Source organism: Arthrobacter sp. W4I7, assembly GCF_030816215.1.
In the GTDB taxonomy this organism is placed as follows: Bacteria; Actinomycetota; Actinomycetes; order Actinomycetales; family Micrococcaceae; genus Arthrobacter; species Arthrobacter siccitolerans_A.
Genome location: NZ_JAUSXU010000001.1, coordinates 4,410,658 through 4,426,480, shown reverse-complemented (window position 1 = coordinate 4,426,480; position 15,823 = coordinate 4,410,658). Strand labels below are relative to the sequence as shown.

General features: G+C 66.4%; 14 protein-coding genes. 13 read left to right on the top strand and 1 reads right to left on the bottom strand.

Features of this window, described 5'->3' with window-relative positions:
- The first annotated feature begins 48 nt into the window (after positions 1 to 48).
- The 9 genes from QF047_RS20125 to rlmN all read left to right on the top strand — a co-directional run bounded on the left by QF047_RS20125 (position 49) and on the right by rlmN (position 9,835).
- On the top strand, positions 49 to 1,344 hold the full coding sequence (locus tag QF047_RS20125) for an ABC transporter substrate-binding protein (protein ID WP_306637314.1): 1,296 nt from the start codon (positions 49 to 51) through the stop codon (positions 1,342 to 1,344).
- Positions 1,345 to 1,445: 101 nt separating this feature from the next.
- Positions 1,446 to 2,399: a carbohydrate ABC transporter permease gene (locus QF047_RS20120; protein ID WP_307280764.1), complete on the top strand. Its 954-nt coding sequence runs from the start codon at positions 1,446 to 1,448 to the stop codon at positions 2,397 to 2,399.
- Entirely contained in the window at positions 2,396 to 3,277 is an 882-nt protein-coding gene (locus QF047_RS20115) for a carbohydrate ABC transporter permease (protein ID WP_307280760.1), read from the top strand. Before QF047_RS20120 ends, QF047_RS20115 begins: the two co-directional genes overlap by 4 nt.
- An 8-nt stretch (positions 3,278 to 3,285) precedes the next feature.
- Positions 3,286 to 4,434, top strand: coding sequence for a galactonate dehydratase (gene dgoD, locus QF047_RS20110; protein ID WP_306637320.1), 1,149 nt, complete (start codon positions 3,286 to 3,288; stop codon positions 4,432 to 4,434).
- Between the two features lie 53 nt (positions 4,435 to 4,487).
- On the top strand, positions 4,488 to 5,159 hold the full coding sequence (locus QF047_RS20105) for a bifunctional 4-hydroxy-2-oxoglutarate aldolase/2-dehydro-3-deoxy-phosphogluconate aldolase (protein ID WP_307280755.1): 672 nt from the start codon (positions 4,488 to 4,490) through the stop codon (positions 5,157 to 5,159).
- Positions 5,156 to 6,145 carry a sugar kinase gene (locus tag QF047_RS20100; RefSeq protein ID WP_307280752.1) on the top strand — a complete coding sequence of 330 codons (990 nt, stop codon included), beginning with the start codon at positions 5,156 to 5,158 and terminating at the stop codon, positions 6,143 to 6,145. Before QF047_RS20105 ends, QF047_RS20100 begins: the two co-directional genes overlap by 4 nt.
- A gap of 60 nt (positions 6,146 to 6,205) precedes the next feature.
- The gene (gene manD, locus QF047_RS20095; protein ID WP_307280749.1) at positions 6,206 to 7,435 is read left to right on the top strand and encodes a D-mannonate dehydratase ManD; all 1,230 of its coding nucleotides are present in this window, start codon (positions 6,206 to 6,208) and stop codon (positions 7,433 to 7,435) included.
- Positions 7,436 to 7,515: 80 nt separating this feature from the next.
- Positions 7,516 to 8,514, top strand: coding sequence for a bile acid:sodium symporter family protein (locus tag QF047_RS20090; RefSeq protein ID WP_307280746.1), 999 nt, complete (start codon positions 7,516 to 7,518; stop codon positions 8,512 to 8,514).
- Positions 8,515 to 8,593: 79 nt separating this feature from the next.
- On the top strand, positions 8,594 to 9,835 hold the full coding sequence (gene rlmN / locus QF047_RS20085) for a 23S rRNA (adenine(2503)-C(2))-methyltransferase RlmN (RefSeq protein WP_307280742.1): 1,242 nt from the start codon (positions 8,594 to 8,596) through the stop codon (positions 9,833 to 9,835).
- 73 nt (positions 9,836 to 9,908) lie between these two features.
- Here rlmN and QF047_RS20080 read toward each other — a convergent pair whose 3' ends face one another.
- A complete protein-coding gene (locus QF047_RS20080) occupies positions 9,909 to 10,724 on the bottom strand; it encodes an alpha/beta fold hydrolase (RefSeq protein ID WP_307280738.1) in 816 nt (271 codons plus the stop codon).
- A 286-nt stretch (positions 10,725 to 11,010) separates the two neighbouring features.
- Here QF047_RS20080 and QF047_RS20075 point away from each other — a divergent pair, with 286 nt between their 5' ends.
- Genes QF047_RS20075 through QF047_RS20060 form a run of 4 tightly spaced genes read left to right on the top strand, consistent with a single transcriptional unit; the run spans position 11,011 to position 15,790 of the window.
- A complete protein-coding gene (locus QF047_RS20075) occupies positions 11,011 to 11,898 on the top strand; it encodes an alpha/beta hydrolase (RefSeq protein WP_306637370.1) in 888 nt (295 codons plus the stop codon).
- Positions 11,899 to 11,950: 52 nt separating this feature from the next.
- A complete protein-coding gene (locus QF047_RS20070; RefSeq protein WP_307280734.1) occupies positions 11,951 to 12,823 on the top strand; it encodes a fumarylacetoacetate hydrolase family protein in 873 nt (290 codons plus the stop codon).
- Positions 12,823 to 14,568 carry an FAD-dependent monooxygenase gene (locus QF047_RS20065; RefSeq protein WP_307280731.1) on the top strand — a complete coding sequence of 582 codons (1,746 nt, stop codon included), beginning with the start codon at positions 12,823 to 12,825 and terminating at the stop codon, positions 14,566 to 14,568. The genes QF047_RS20070 and QF047_RS20065 overlap by 1 nt, the downstream gene beginning before the upstream one ends.
- Entirely contained in the window at positions 14,546 to 15,790 is a 1,245-nt protein-coding gene (locus tag QF047_RS20060; RefSeq protein ID WP_307280728.1) for a DUF3500 domain-containing protein, read from the top strand. Before QF047_RS20065 ends, QF047_RS20060 begins: the two co-directional genes overlap by 23 nt.
- Positions 15,791 to 15,823: the final 33 nt, after the last annotated feature.

The following is a 15,823-nucleotide window of genomic DNA, read 5'->3' as shown; positions in this document are numbered from 1 at the left end:
GTAGGAGGCTGGACAGTGACGTCAGCCCTCACAAGCAAGGGAGTCGTAATGAAGCGACGTGCAGTAATGAAGTACGCGGCAGTTGCCGCCGCACTTTCGCTCGGGCTGACCGCCTGCAGCGGCGGTGGTGGCAGCAATGACGCCAAGGAATCCGGAACCGTCCGGGTTACCTTGGCCAACCACGTCTGGACTGAAGGCATCAAGGCAGCCATTCCGGAATTCGAGAAGTCCAGCGGGCTCAAGGTTGAACTGACCCAGCTGGGCGAAGACCAGCTCTCAGACCAGTACAACGTCAAGCTCAACGCCGGCAGCGACGAGATCGACGTCATGATGTACCGCCCGCTGCAGGAAGGCAAGGCGTTCGCCAAGAACGGCTACCTCGCCGACCTCACGTCCAAGGTTTCGGCGGACTCCGCCTGGGACTGGAAGGACTACCAGGAGGGCCCCGTTAAGGCCACCACCGCTGACGGCAAGGTGGTCGGTGTCCCGATCATCACCGAACGCGAAGTCCTCTACTACCGCAAGGACCTGCTGCAGGCAGCCGGTCTTCAGGTCCCCAAGACCATGGAAGAGCTTGAAGCTGCCGCGAAGGCCATCAAAGCCTCCAACCCGGACATCGCCGGCTTCGTGGCCCGCACCGGCAAGTCCACGGCCGTCACCCAGTTCTCCAGCTTCCTGTACAGCTTCGGCGGGGACTTCACCGATTCCAGCGGCAAGTCGGCCGTCAACACTGCCGAAGCCAAGAAGGCCTATGCCTACTACGGCGGCCTGATTAAAAACTACGGCCCCGCCAATGTCAGCACAGACATGAGCTGGCCCGAGGCCATGGCCATCTTCACCCAGGGCAAGGCCGCCTTCTACACGGAGGCAGACTCGCTGTACAAAAACGCCACCGATCCCGCCAAGTCCAAGGTGGCGGACACCGTTGGATTTGCACCCCTGCCCGCCGGCCCCGCAGGTTCCAAGCCCTACAACATCCCCTCCTGGGGCCTGGCCGTGAACGAGGCCTCCAGCAACCAGGACAACGCCTGGAAGTTCATCCAGTGGGCCACGAGCAAGGAACGTACGCTGGCTGCACAGAAGGCCGGTGTCCCCGGACCCCGCTCATCTGTCTGGTCCAACGCCGAGGGAACTTCCACGTACCCCAAGGACCTCGCAGATGCCATCGCCGTCAGTGCAAAGAACGGCATCGGCCATGACCGTCCCCAGGTTGTCACCGTAGGCAAGGCCCGGGAAATTGTAGGCGAGCCGATCGTTGCAAGCATCACCGGCGCCGACGCCTCCGCGGCGGCCGACTCGGCCCACGATGCATTCCAGAAATTCCTGGACAGCGAAAAGAAGTAACGCCCCCGGCGCTTGCGCGCCATGTGCACCACAGCCCGGCGGGACGGCAGCCCCTTTTGCCGTCCCGCCGCGGACCGCTCCCCCAACTCCTTAGGTGAACCATGTCCGTAACGAACGCTCCCCGCAGCGCTCCCGCCCGCAGTGCCGGCCGCCCTCCCAGCCTTGCGGGAAACGTCTCCGCCTGGTCCAACCGGCACCGTAAATGGCTTTTTGCGGCGCCCGCGATGATCTTCGTCGGCGTCCTGATTGTTTTCCCGCTGGTGTGGACCCTGTACTTGAGCCTCACCGATTCGCAGGGTTCCGTCCGGGCCGCCACAGAGTTCATCGGCTTCCAGAACTACATGACTGTTCTGGCTGACACCCAGCGCTTCTGGCCGGCGGTGGGACGTACGCTGACGTTCACCGGTGTTGCGCTGGCCTGCGAGGTGGTGCTCGGCATGGGCATCGCACTGCTCCTTTGGCGTCCTTTCCGCGGTGAAAAGTGGGTCCGTGTGGCGATCCTGCTTCCGCTGGTGGCCACTCCGGTTGCCGTGGGCATGATGTGGCGCCTGATCTTCGATCCGAACATCGGCTTCGCCAACCAGTTGCTGGGCATGGTGGGCATCCCGCCGCAGCCTTGGCTTTCAGGCCAGGACACTGCGCTCGGAACCACCATCTTTATGGACGTCTGGCAGTGGACCCCCATGGTGGTACTGATCCTTCTGGCCGGCCTGACATCCCTCTCCGATGAGCCTGACGAAGCTGCCCGGGTGGACGGCGCCAACGCCTTCCAGCGCTTCTTCTACATCACGCTGCCCCTGATGATGCCCACCGTGATTGTCGCCATCCTGCTCCGCGGCATCGACGCCCTGAAGACCTTCGACATCCTGTACGCCACCAAGGGCAAAGGCGGCGGATCCTTCAACGAAGTGGAAACCCTGAACGTCTATGCCTACGGCCTGAGTTTCGATTACAACCAGTACGGGCTGTCGTCCGCCGTTTTGATCCTGTTCTTCATGATCATCATCGGCTCAATGTGGCTTCTGACCATGCGCAAGAAAGCGGTAAGCAAATGACCGTCCTGACCCCAAGCAACACGTCCGACGGAAAGCTCCAGGTGCTGCGCCGCCGTCGGAAGCCGTTGTCCACAAGGCTCTACAAGGCTTTCCGCGTGGTGGCCCTCATTGCCGTGGTGCTGTTCCTCATCGCCCCGTTGTTCTGGATGTTCCTTGCCTCCCTCAAGACCAACGTGGATATCTACGACACCGGCAAGGCACTGTTCTTCACGCCCACCGGTGAGAACTACGCCAACGTGCTCCAGCGGAACAACTACTTTGTCTTCATCTTCAACAGCTTCTGGGTGGCCTTCGTCTCCACTGCGCTGTCGATCGTGCTTGGAGTTCCCGCCGCCTACGCGATGAGCCGCTTCACCATGCACCGCTCCGCCCTCGTGGTCCTGATGGCCCGCGTGATCCCTGGCGTGTCCTTGCTGGTGCCGTGGTACTACGTGTTCTCCAACCTGCGGATGGTGGGACGTTTCGAGGTGCTGATCCTCAGCCACATGTTCGTTGCGCTGCCGCTGATCGTCTACATCATGATGAGCTACTTCGATTCCCTGCCGCTGGAACTGGAGGAATCAGCCCAGGTGGACGGGCTCACCCCGATCGGCGCTTTCCGCCTCATCACGCTGCCGCTCGCCGTGTCCGGAATCGCCACCGCCGGCATCCTGTCCTTCATCTTTTCGTGGAACAACTTCATGTTTGCCCTGGTGCTTTCCGGCTCCAGCACCAAGACCCTGCCTGTTGCCATCTTCGACTTTGTCTCCTACGCCAGCATCGACTGGGGCGGCTTGATGGCGGCGGCCACTGTGGTCACCATCCCGATCATGATCATCGCGCTCTTCACGCAGAAGTACATCGTGTCCGGCCTCACCGCCGGCGCCACCAAGGGCTAGGCAACCAGATGACACTCATCAGCAGGATTGAAACCTTCCTGGTCGCCCCGCGCTGGCTGTTCGTCCGGGTCGAGACGGACAGCGGGATTGTCGGCTGGGGTGAAGCAACGTGCGAGGGCCGCAGCGAAACCGTCCGCACCGCCGTCGAGCAACTGTCCGAGCTGCTGATCGGCAACGACGCGCTCCGGATCGAAGACCACTGGCAGGTGATGACCAAGGGCTCGTTCTACCGGGGCGGCCCCATCCTGGCCAGTGCGGTATCGGGCCTCGACCAGGCCCTCTGGGACATCGCCGGCAAGCACTTCAATGCGCCCGTGCACCAACTGCTGGGCGGCCACGTCCGGGACCGGATCCGGATGTACGGCTGGGTGGGCGGGGATGAACCCAACGAGGTGGCTGACCAGATCAGCGCACAGTTGGAGGTTGGCCTCACCGCGGTGAAGATGAATGCCAGCGGCAGGATGAGCCCGATCGCCTCGGTGGCCGAAATCGACGGCGTCGTCCGCCGCGTCGCTGCCGCCCGCGAAGTCCTCGGCGAACACCGCGACGTGGCGGTGGACTTCCACGGCCGCTTCAGCCTTGCCAACGCCCGCCGCGTTGCGCCGTTGCTGGAACCTTACCGGCCTTTCTTCCTCGAAGAACCGGTGGTCCCGGAAAACACGCACCTCCTGCGCGAGTTCACCTCGTCCACGACGACGCCGGTCTCCACCGGTGAGCGGCTTTACAACCGGCAGGAATTCCTGCCCGCGCTGCAGGCCGGCATTGCCGTGGCACAGCCCGATCTCTCCCACGCGGGCGGCATCACAGAGGTCCGCAAGATCGCCTCACTGGCGGAGGTTTACGAGGTGCAGCTGGCACCGCACTGCCCGCTGGGTCCGCTGGCACTCGCCGCGTGCCTTCAGGTGGGCTTCGCGACGCCCAACTTCCTGATCCAGGAACAAAGCATCGGTATCCACTACAACCGGGGTGCCGAGGTCCTGGACTATGTGGTGGACAAAACCCCGCTGAAGTTTGTGGAGGGGCACATCGAACGGCTCACCGGCCCGGGCCTGGGCATCGAGATCGACGAGGCCGTAGTCCGTGCCGCAGACAAACGCGGGCATGCGTGGCGCGGCCCCGTCTGGCGCCAGCCCGACGGCGCCTTCGCCGAGTGGTGACAGCCAGGACCGTGGGCGCCGGGATGGAGGCCCCTCTAAAGGAGAAACCCAGTATGGAGAACACCCTGACCCCCGAGGCCCTGCTCGACGGGGTACGCCGGACCAAGCTGGTGGCAATCGTGCGCGGCACTGACGGCCCGGCTGCCGGGAGGGCGGCCCTCGCCGCCATGGAGGAGGGCTTCCAATACGTTGAAATCGCCCTCACGACACCGGGAGCGCTGGAAGCCATCAGCGAGGTGCGCGCAGCGGCTCCCGCAGGATGTTTCGTCGGCGCCGGGACAGTGCTGACGAAGCAGGACGTGGACAACGTTGAGGCGGCCGGCGGCCAGTTTGTGGTGACGCCGTCACTCGCGCCCTCCATCGAGGAAGCCGCCAGCCGTGGCATCCCCGTCCTGGCCGGGGCCCTGACCCCGAGCGAGGCGTTAGAGGCCATGAACCGGGGAGCCGCTGCGGTCAAGCTCTTCCCCGCCTCCATCGGCGGACCCGGTTACCTCAAGGCGCTGCGGGATCCGTTCCCGGACATCCCGTTCATTGCGGTGGGCGGCGTCGGACTCGAGGAAGCGGCGGGGTACTGGGGAGCCGGTGCCATCGCGGTTGGGCTCGGCGGCCCGCTGTTCGGGAAGGTCGGATCCGGCGGCGACCTGGCTCCCATGCGTGAGCGTGCGCGCCGCTTCGTTGCCCTTGCCGCCGACTACCACCAGTCCGCGGCCGGCGGCCTCCGGTGACTGCCGCCGTCGGGCGCCCATCCGTGGACCTCCTGACCTTTGGCGAGTCCATGGTCTCGCTGCGCGCTGCCGGCCCGTTGTCGGCCGGCGGCGCCCTGACGATGCACGTTGCCGGCGCCGAGTCGAATGTGGCCGTCGGGGTTGCACGGCTGGGACACCGCGTCAGCTGGGCCGGCGTGACGGGTGCCGATCCGCATGGCGAGTTCATCCTCCGCCAACTCCGCGCTGAGGGAGTGCAGCTGCAGCACCGGGAGGACGCTACCCGCCGGACCGGAGTGATGTTCCTAGAACAGCGCACGGCCGATGTCACCCGCGCCTTCTACTACCGCTCCGGATCAGCAGGGTCAACGCTGTGCCCGGAGGACGTGGACCGTTCGCTCCAGGCAGGGGCCAGGATTCTCCACCTGACCGGCATCACCGCCGCCCTCAGCCCCGAGTCCCGGAAGGCGGTGGAATACGCCGCCGAGCAAGCCGCCCTTGCCGGGGCAGTGGTGTCCCTCGACGTCAACTACCGCAGCAAGCTCTGGTCCCGCGAAGAGGCGCGGAGAGTCCTGACACCACTCGTGCGGCATGCCGGCATAGTGGTCGCTTCCGACGACGAACTCGACCTGGTGGCCACGGCGCCGGCGGACGCGCAGGACCAGGAAACGAGGGAATCAGCGATGGTTGCCGAGCTCCTGGGTCTGGGAGTCAGCGAAGTTGTGATCAAGCGCGGCGCCTCCGGCGCCAGTGTCCACACCCTTGACGGCCGTTGGGACGCCCCCGCCGTGCCGGTCACCAGTATCGATACGGTGGGAGCAGGCGACGCCTTCACCGCCGGCTACCTGTCCGCCCTGCTCGACGGCGAGGACGTGCCCGGCCGCCTGCAGCGCGGCGCCCTCACCGGAGCCTTCGCTGTCAGCACTGCAGGGGACTGGGAAGGCCTGCCCGTCCGTGCGGAGCTGGACCTGCTCGGGACTACGCCCGGCGGAACGACGCAACGCTGATTTTTCCCAGGCCGATCACCGGCCTGTCCCTATCCCATCACTAAGAAAGCCGAACCTGCTGTGAAAATTATTGCCGCCGACGTTTTTGTCACCAGTCCCTCCCGGAATTTTGTGACGCTCCGGATCACTACCGAGGACGGTGTGACCGGTATTGGTGATGCCACCTTGAACGGGCGGGAGCTGGCTGTGGCCGCGTATTTGAAGGAGCACGTGGCGCAGTTGCTGATCGGCAAGGACCCGCACCGGATTGAGGACACGTGGCAGTTCCTGTACCGGTCCTCGTATTGGCGGCGTGGCCCGGTGACGATGGCGGCGATCGCCGCGGTGGACATGGCGTTGTGGGATATCAAGGGCAAGATGGCGGGCATGCCGGTGTACCAGCTGTTGGGCGGGGCGTCCCGGAACGGGTTGCGCGCGTACGGGCATGCTTCGGGTGCGGACCTGCCGTCGTTGTTTGATTCGGTCCGGGAGCACCTGGAGCTCGGGTACAAGTCCATCCGGATTCAGACCGCCGTCCCCGGGATCAAGGCCGTGTACGGGGTGGCCGCGCAGGCCCAGGCGTCGGGGGAGCGGTATGACTACGAGCCCGCCGGGCGGGGCGCGTTCCCGGTGGAGGAGGACTGGGACACCCGCGCGTACCTGCGTCACTTGCCGACGGTGTTTGAGGCGGTCCGGAACGAGTTCGGCCCGGAGATCCCGCTGCTGCACGACGGGCACCACCGGATGACGCCCATCCAGGCTGCGAAGCTGGGCAAGGCGCTGGAACCGTATGACCTGTTCTGGCTGGAGGATTGCACCCCGGCGGAAAACCAGGAGGGCCTGCGCCTGGTCCGCCAGCACACCACCACCCCGCTGGCCATCGGGGAGATCTTCAACACCGTGTACGACTACCAGACCCTGATCAAGGAACAGCTGATCGACTACGTCCGGGCAGCGTCCACGCACTTCGGCGGAATCAGTCCGTTGAAGAAGGTCATGGACTTCGCGGCGCAGTACCAGATCAAGTCCGGCTTCCACGGCCCCACCGACATCTCGCCCGTGGGCTTCGCCGCGCAGCTGCATGTGGGCCTGGCGATCCACAACTACGGCATCCAGGAATACATGCAGCACTCGGACAAGACCAACGAGGTCTTCCACCAGTCCATGACCTTCGTGGACGGCTACCTGCACCCGGGCAACGAACCGGGCATCGGCGTCGAGTTCAACGAAGAAGCCGCAGCGGCCTACCCGTACCAGCAGGCCTACCTGCCCTACAACCGCCTCATCGACGGAACGGTCCACGACTGGTGAGCTCCCGCTTCCGCGGCCGCTTATTACCGTCAGCAGTCACGAACTGGCACCAAGCTACCGGGTAGTGCCAGCATGATTGGATGCTTGAGGCAACCAAACCCCAGAACACCCAGGGCGAAGCGCCCGTCAATCCCGCACTGGCCGCGGAAAGCAGGATCGCGCGCGTCGCCGTAACAGTGTTTCCGCTCCTGGTGGTGGCCGCCGGCATCGTGGGCTACCTGGCACCCGGCGCTTTCAAGCCCATGGCACCCGGCGTGCCGTACCTGCTCGGGATCATCATGTTCTGCATGGGCCTCACGCTGACCCCGCCGGACTTCGCCGCCGTGGCCAAGCGCCCGTGGGCCGTCGCCCTGGGAATCGTGGCGCACTACGTGATCATGCCCGGGGCGGGCTGGCTGATCGCCGTCGCCCTGAACCTGGAACCGGAGCTGGCTGTGGGCCTGATCCTGGTGGGTTGCGCGCCGTCCGGGACCGCGTCCAACGTGATGGCCTTCCTGGCCAAGGGTGACGTGGCGCTTTCCGTGGCCGTCGCTTCCGTCTCGACGCTCATCGCCCCCATTGTCACCCCCTTGCTGGTCCTGTTCCTGGCCGGGTCCTACCTCCAGATCGACGCCGCCGGCATGGTCCTGGACATCGCCAAGACAGTCCTCCTTCCGGTGGTCGCCGGACTGCTGGCCCGGCTGTTCCTCAAGAAGCTCGTCGCGAAGGTCCTGCCGGCACTTCCCTGGGCCTCCGCCGTCGTGATTTCCCTGATTGTGGCCATTGTGGTGGCCGGCAGTGCCAGCAAGATCGTGGCGGCCGGCGGCATTGTGTTCCTGGCCGTGGTGCTGCACAACGGATTCGGGCTGGGGCTGGGCTACCTTGCCGGAAAGATCGGGCGGCTGGACAGCAAGGCACGCCGTGCCCTGGCCTTCGAGGTGGGGATGCAGAATTCGGGCCTGGCAGCGACGCTGGCCACCACCCACTTCAGTCCCCTGGCCGCCCTGCCGTCGGCCGTGTTCTCGCTGTGGCACAACATCTCCGGCGCCATCGTCGCCGCATGGCTGGCCCGCCGCCCGCTGGGTGACGCCAAGGGCTGACCAGCCTCAGGGCGGTGCGAGAGCGGAATCATAGTGCCCCGATTCCCAAAATGAAAACCGGCATGGGATGATGGGAAGGATGACTTCCCCCACTTCTTCTTCCGAGACTCCCGTTCGCGCCCGTGCAGAGGGCGGCGGGGCCGCCGAGAGTACCCGCCCGCAGGTCCGCCCCGCTGCCGAGGGCTGGGAGCAGGCGCGCACGGTCGAGGGCCGTCCGCTGCTCCAGTTCGCCTCCCCGCGGGTGAAGCAGCCGCCGACGCACCTGGCTGACCTGGCCCTGGCCGAGCGCGCCGCGAAGCTGAAGGAGCTTGGGCTCCCCGCCTTCCGGGCGAAGCAGCTCTCCACCCACTACTTCCAGCACTGGACCACGGACCCGGAAGCCATGAGCGACCTGCCCAAAGCCGGCCGTGAAGAGCTCGTCGCCCAGATGTTCCCGCCGCTGCTCACCGAGGTCCGCCGCCTCCGCACCGACAACGGTGACACCATCAAGTTCCTCTGGCGGCTGTTCGACGGGGCGCTGGTGGAGTCCGTGCTGATGCGCTACCCCGGCCGCATCACCCTGTGCGTCTCCTCGCAGGCCGGCTGCGGGATGAACTGCCCCTTCTGCGCCACCGGCCAGGCCGGGCTGACCCGCAACATGTCCACCGCGGAAATCGTCGACCAGGTGGTTGCTGCCAACCGCGCGATCGCTGCCGGCGAGCTGGGCCCCCAGGAGCACGACGGCGAACGCGTCACCAACATCGTGTTCATGGGCATGGGCGAGCCGCTGGCCAACTACAAGCGCGTGATGGGTGCCCTCCACCGCTTCGTGGATCCCTCACCCGAGGGCCTGGGCATGTCTGCCCGGAACATCACCGTCTCCACGGTGGGCCTCGTCCCGGCCATCCGCAAGCTTGCGGATGAGGACCTCCCGGTCACCTTCGCGCTGTCCCTCCACGCTCCCGACGACGAGCTCCGCGACGAGCTGATCCCGGTCAACAACCGCTGGAAAGTGGACGAGGCGCTCGACGCTGCCTACGACTACTACCGGAAGACCGGGCGCCGGGTCAGCATTGAGTACGCGCTGATCAAGGACATGAACGACCACCCGTGGCGTGCAGACCTGCTGGCGAAGAAGCTCAACCAGCGCGGCCGTGGCTGGGTGCACGTGAACCCCATCCCGCTTAACCCCACCCCGGGCTCCATCTGGACTGCCTCGGACAAGCCGGTGGCGCAGGAGTTCATCGCGCGGTTGCGCGCCGCCGGTGTGCCCTGCACCCTGCGCGACACCCGCGGCAAGGAGATCGACGGCGCCTGCGGCCAGCTCGCCGCCGCCGACTAGGAACTGGCTGGAGCTGCTGCGCGGATGAGGCGACGGCGGCCGGCGCCTTTCCGGGCGGGCTGGTTTCCGACCGTCAGGCAGCGAAGAAACTGCGAAGTTCGGTTGCCATTGCTGCGGCTGATACTTCATGCGTTTGGCCGTCGATTGTGCGGTGTACCGCCTGGGGGATCGCTTGGGCAGTGTGTGTCTGGGCCGCTGTGATGGCGGGGACAGCTTTTCCTCCCGCCATGACCAGCGTCGGAACACTGATTTCAGCGAGCCGTTCTATGGGCGCGGTGAAGCTATTGAGGACAGCGATCTCGTAGGGGAGCGTATTGGCGGCCGCTTTCTGGTTCTTCCACACCTTCGGCATCAGGCGGAGCATGATCGGGACGAACGCCGGCACGCCGATGACCTTGACGAGGAAGTAGGAGACCATGGCCCCGCGTTTGTTGCCGGCGAGGAGCGCGTTCAGGTGGCCTGCATGGTCAACGGGCACACCCACGGTGTCAGCGGCCTCCGTGTAGGGGACTTCGTAGGTGGCAAGTTTTCGCATGGGAACACATGCGGCGGCCGCTTCGAGAGCCAGCGCGCCTCCCGAGGAAATGCCGTACACAAACGCATTGCCGCCCACGTGGTTTATGACGGCGTCGAGATCTTCTATTTCGCGTTGCACCGAGTGGGGCCGCGTATCACCGCTGTCTCCCCGGCCCCGACGGTCGTAGAAAGACACGCTGTAGGAGTCAGCGAGCTCCTTTGCCAGGGCACGGGCCGGGCCGAAGGAGCGGCCGCAGAAGGCTCCGTCTACCAGGACAATGGCAGGCCCGGAACCGATGCTCTCGACGAAGATGGTTGTTCCGTCAGCGGACGAGACCTGGTCGATGACGGGTTCCTGCAGTGTGCTCTTCATGCGGTGCGCCTTTCAAGGATCATCTACCGGTGCCAAGCCGCCGGGGTCAGCTGCCGACCTCCTCACCCTAGACCTACAGCTCTTCTCCGCAGCAGGTGCGGGCCGAAAAGTTCCACTGCAAAAAAGCACGCGCATGCCGCGGGGACCGGTGGACGGCGGCCCCTCCCGAACCCTTTTCCATTCAGTGAAACCCACCGCGCATCCCCCCTTCCCGATGCACCAAAGTTGAGTCAAGACGTGGTCCGGAACACAGGGCCGGGCATGACAGGAACGGTGCGGTACACACATGGAGTCGACGACGACGGCAGGGCAGATCCTCAAGGGGATCGAGTTCGCCCGACCTGAGGGTGCCACCCCGCTGCTGCTGGACCTTTATCTCCCCGCGGAGGCGCCCGCAGGCGCCGGCTTCCCCGCAGTGGTCCACTTCCACGGCGGCGGCTGGCGCACTGGCAAACGGTCCTCGCTGGGGCCCGCCGTGGACGGACTCGGCCTCAGCCCCATCGAACAACTGGTCAACGCTGGCTTCATCGTCGCCTCTGCCGACTACCGCCTCAGCACCGCGGCCACATTCCCGGTCCAGCTGCTGGATGCAAAGGCAGCGGTCCGCTGGCTCAGGGCGCACGCGGCCGAATACAACGTGGACCCGGAGCGGATCTACGCCTGGGGCGATTCGGCGGGCGGCCATCTCGCCAGCCTGGTGGGACTTACCGCCGGAGCGGAGGAGTTCCAGGCTGAGGCCGCCGGCCATGGTCCTGACGACGCCGTCGCCGCCGTGGCTGCCTGGTACCCGCCAACCGACCTGAACCGGATGGGCGGACAGGCCCGGCCTGACGCCGTCGCCCGCGCTGACGATCCCGGCTCACGCGAGGCTCTGCTTATCGGTGCCCAACCGGCGGACGCACCCGACGAGGCGGCGGCAGCCAGCCCCATCACTTACGCGCACGCGGCGGCGCCGCCCTTCTTCCTGGTGCACGGAACGGCCGACCGTTTCGTCCCCGCGGCCCAGTCGGTCACCTTTGCCGCGGCGCTGGAAGGTGCGGGCGCCGCCGTCGAACTCCTCCTGATTGAGGACGCGGACCACATGTGGGCGCTTGAAGGCAAAAGCCCGGCCGCCGCTGAGCAGGCCACCACCGCCACCATCGATTTCTTCCGCCGCCAGGCGCAAGCACACTGACCCAGAACCGTCCCGGCGCCCTTGTGCCCGGGCAGATTTGAAAGGCCTCCACATGCAGTTCATCGGCATCAACCACCACGGCGAACCCTGGGCAGCGGCCCTGCTGGAAACACGGGTGTTCCCGCTGGCCCCCGTCACCGACTTCTGGGCGGACCCGGAGGGCTGGCAAGACAAGTCTGTCTCGCTGGTAGAGGGCGCATCAGCGTCCGGCGCCGGCGCCCCGCTGGAGCGCGGCAGCGTCACCGAAGTGCCGATCGTCCCCGCCTCGGCCCGGGTCATCTGCGTGGGCCTGAATTACAAGGCCCACGCAGCCGAGGGCAGCTACAAGGACCAGAAACTCCCGCCGTACCCCACCCTCTTCGGCCGCTGGACGGCTTCCCTCTCGGTGGGCAACGTCCCCGTTCCCGTCCCTGCCGGCGAAGCAGGGCTGGACTGGGAAGGCGAAGTGGCGGCCTACATTGGCCAGCGGGTGGAATCCGCGGATGAGGCAGAAGCTGAAGGCTCAGTCTTCGGCTACTCCACCTTCAACGACATCACCTCCCGCACGGCCCAAAAGCTCACCTCCCAGTGGACGCTGGGCAAGAACGGCGACTTCAGCGGCCCTCTCGGCCCCCTGGTGAGCCGGGATGAAGTGGGCGATCTCCGCGACGGCCTGCAGGTCCGCACCCGCGTGAACGGCATCGAGGCCCAGAACGGCAACACCCGGGACATGATCTTCTCCGTTCCGGCCATCATTTCGCTGATCAGCCAGACGTTCACCCTGCACCCGGGCGACGTGATCGCCACCGGCACTCCGGAGGGCGTCGGCTATGCCCGTACCCCGCAGTGGTTGCTCCAGCCCGGCGACACCGTCGAGGTGGAGATCGACAAGCTCGGCACCCTGACCACCCCCGTGGGCGACGTGTCCCTCCGGAGCCGTGCCTGATGGTCACCCTCCATTTGCCACCGGCGCACGGCATCCCCGGGGAGGTGCAGGTGCTGATCGCCGGTGGCGGCCCCAGCGGGTTGTTCCTGGCGCTGGACCTGGCCGCCCGCGGCATCCCCAGCACTGTCATCGAGCCCCGTGACGCCGTGGACCACACCCGTCCGCGGGCCAAGACCACCAACGCACGCACCATGGCGCACCTGCGCCGGCTGGGACTGGCCGATGCACTGCGTGCCGCCTCCCCGCTCCCGGTGGACTACGCGCAGGATGTCATTTTCTGCACCGGCCTCACCGGACCCGCCGCGCATGAGCTGCGCCGGTTCCGGAACGCCTTCCAGCTGGTCCCGGGCCGCTACGGACTCCAGCCTGAATGCGGCCAGCAGGTCCCGCAGCCGGTACTGGAGGAAGTCCTCCGTGCCGCCGCGGCAGACAGTCCGCTGGTCAATTTCATCACCGGCTGGAGTGTGCAGACGGTCCAACCGGGAAGCGAAACCTCCGGAACGCCGCACGTCGTCGTACTGTCCGGCCCTGCGGGGGACCACCTCACCATCACCGCTGACTACGTGATCGGCGCCGACGGCGGGTCCTCCGCCGTGCGCCGCAGCCTGGATATCCGCCTGGAAGGCGGTTCCGCAGCGCTGTCCAACATCAGCATCCTCTTCCGTTCCAAGGCTGTTGCCTCAGCGGTGGCCCTTGACCCTGCCGTCCAGTACTGGGTTGTGGGCTCGGAGGCGGCGGGCATGGTGGGGCCGATGGACCTGGAAGACACCTGGTGGGCCATCGTCCAGGGCGTGGACCCGGACATCACGGTCAGTGCTGAGGACGCAGGTGCCATGGTCCGCTCGCTGGTGGGATCGGCTGTGGACGTTGACGTGCTGGCCACGGACCCGTGGACCGCGCGCATGCTGCTCGCTCCCTCTTACAGCCGCGGCAGCATCTTCCTGGTGGGCGACGCCGCCCACCTCAACCCGCCATGGGGCGGCCACGGCTTCAACACCTGCATCGGCGACGCCGCCAATCTCGCCTGGAAGCTTGCCGCCGCGATCACGGGGTGGGCCGGCCCGGCGCTTCTGGCCAGCTATGAGGAGGAGCGCCGCCCGATAGCTGCCAGGACCATCCGCGACGCAGCGGCCAACGGCAAGGCCCTGGCCTACCACTTCGCAGACCCTGACCTTGCCGCCGCCGGCCCCGCCGGGGAAGCAGCGCGGCAGGCGGCACACGAGGCCCTGGCCGTGAAGCGGAGCGAGTTCGATTCCGTGGGACTGGTGCTCGGATATGCCTACGGGGATTCGCCGGTGGTGGTGCCGGACGGCGCACCCGTCCCGGCAGAGGACCCCATCCACTATGTTCCTTCCGCCAGCCCCGGTTCCCTGTTGCCGCATGCGTGGCTGGAGGATGCCACCTCCCTGTACAGCCGGCTGGGCCAGGGCTTCACCCTGCTGGCCGACGCCGGTGCGCTGGCGGGGGTGCCGGCCGACGCAGCTTTCGCGCCGGTGCTGGCAGCAGGAGCCCGGCAGGGCATCGCGGTGACCCTTGCCGCCGTCGGGCCTTCCGACGACGGGACGCCGCTTTCCGAACTGGTGGGAGCGGACGCCGTGCTGGTCCGCCCGGACCAGCACGTGGCGTGGCGGGGCAGTTCCGCCGATGCTGCTGCCGCCGCATTGTCCGTCGCCGCCGGCTGGGTGCCATCGTCCCCTGCCGAAGCCGAACCAAGGAGTTCCTGTGTCAACGCCTTCATTCCGTGAATTTCTTTTTGCCCCGGACCACCCGCGCGTAGCGGAAATCCGCGGCCTGGACGCGCGCGAGTATGCGGAGGCGGCCACCAGGGATTCCTTCGCCGGGCCCATGATCGAGGGCTGGAAGACGCTGTATCCGCAACCGTTCAAGGGCATCACGAACGACGGCGTCCTCCGGCCCGGGCTGTATCCGCTGGCCCCCGCGCGGGCGGGGGAGGAGGCGCCCACCCCGGAGATGGTGGCCGCCGCCCGCAAGCTGCTGGACGCCCTGACCCTCGACCAGGCGTCCCGGCTCAGTTACGCCGTGGATGCACCCGAGTGGCAAAGCTGGGCGAACCCTGAGTTTATGCAGCACGACACCGGGCTCCGCCTCGACGAGCTGGACGAGACGGCGCGCGATGCAGTGTTCGCCGTCGTTGAAGCCTCGCTGAGCCCGGCGGGCTTTGAGCTGGTCCGCAACCTCATGCGGATCAACGGCTTCCTGGGTGACCTGGTGGAGCTGCCGCTGCTGATGAACGAGTTCAGCTACAACTTCGCCTTGTACGGGGAACCGTCCGAGACCGCGCCGTGGGGGTGGCAGATTTTTGGCCACCATGCCGCGCTGAACTGCCTGGTGGCCGGAACCCAGCTGGTGATCTCGCCGGTGTTTATGGGTGCCGAGCCGGATGTCATCGACGTCGGGCCGTATCAAGGCGTGGTGGTGTTCAAGGAGCGCATCGCCCTGGCCCGTGAACTGATGGCTGCGCTGCCTGCCGGGCTGCGGGCCGAAGCCACGGTGTATGAATCCATGGTGGACCCGGCAATGCCGGAAGGCCGCCTTCACGCCGGGGATGAGCGGCACCTTGGCGGGTGCTTCCGGGACAACCGGGTGATCCCTTACGAGGGCATTTCTGTTGCCGCCATGCCGGCGGAAGCCCGCACCATCCTTGACGCTTTAGTGGAGGACTTTATCGCCTACCTCCCGGACGGGCCTCGTTCCGCCCGGCGCCGCGAGATCCAGGAGCACTATGGCGAGACCTTCTTCAGCTGGATCGGCGGCTGGGAGGGGCAGGAGGCCTTCTACTTCCGCCTGCAAAGCCCGGTGGTGGTCCTGGAACTGGACCACCACACAGGGGTTTTCCTCAGCAACGACGAGCCGGCACCGTTCCACATGCACACCGTGGTCCGCACCCCCAACGGCAACGACTACGGCCGCGAACTCGTGAAGCAGCACCCATCGATTGCTCCGTGACCGCAAAAGGGCATCTACGGAGTAGCCGATGAT

What these genes read in the sequence shown, in the direction of transcription:
- QF047_RS20125 (WP_306637314.1), top strand. Translation starts at nt 49, where the DNA reads ATGAAGCGACGTGCAGTAATGAAGTACGCGGCAGTTGCCGCCGCACTT.
- dgoD (WP_306637320.1), top strand. Translation starts at nt 3,286, where the DNA reads ATGACACTCATCAGCAGGATTGAAACCTTCCTGGTCGCCCCGCGCTGG.
- QF047_RS20065 (WP_307280731.1), top strand. Translation starts at nt 12,823, where the DNA reads ATGGTCACCCTCCATTTGCCACCGGCGCACGGCATCCCCGGGGAGGTG.
- QF047_RS20115 (WP_307280760.1), top strand. Translation starts at nt 2,396, where the DNA reads ATGACCGTCCTGACCCCAAGCAACACGTCCGACGGAAAGCTCCAGGTG.
- QF047_RS20075 (WP_306637370.1), top strand. Translation starts at nt 11,011, where the DNA reads ATGGAGTCGACGACGACGGCAGGGCAGATCCTCAAGGGGATCGAGTTC.
- QF047_RS20090 (WP_307280746.1), top strand. Translation starts at nt 7,516, where the DNA reads ATGCTTGAGGCAACCAAACCCCAGAACACCCAGGGCGAAGCGCCCGTC.
- QF047_RS20070 (WP_307280734.1), top strand. Translation starts at nt 11,951, where the DNA reads ATGCAGTTCATCGGCATCAACCACCACGGCGAACCCTGGGCAGCGGCC.
- rlmN (WP_307280742.1), top strand. Translation starts at nt 8,594, where the DNA reads ATGACTTCCCCCACTTCTTCTTCCGAGACTCCCGTTCGCGCCCGTGCA.
- QF047_RS20080 (WP_307280738.1), bottom strand. Translation starts at nt 10,724, where the DNA reads ATGAAGAGCACACTGCAGGAACCCGTCATCGACCAGGTCTCGTCCGCT.
- QF047_RS20120 (WP_307280764.1), top strand. Translation starts at nt 1,446, where the DNA reads ATGTCCGTAACGAACGCTCCCCGCAGCGCTCCCGCCCGCAGTGCCGGC.
- QF047_RS20105 (WP_307280755.1), top strand. Translation starts at nt 4,488, where the DNA reads ATGGAGAACACCCTGACCCCCGAGGCCCTGCTCGACGGGGTACGCCGG.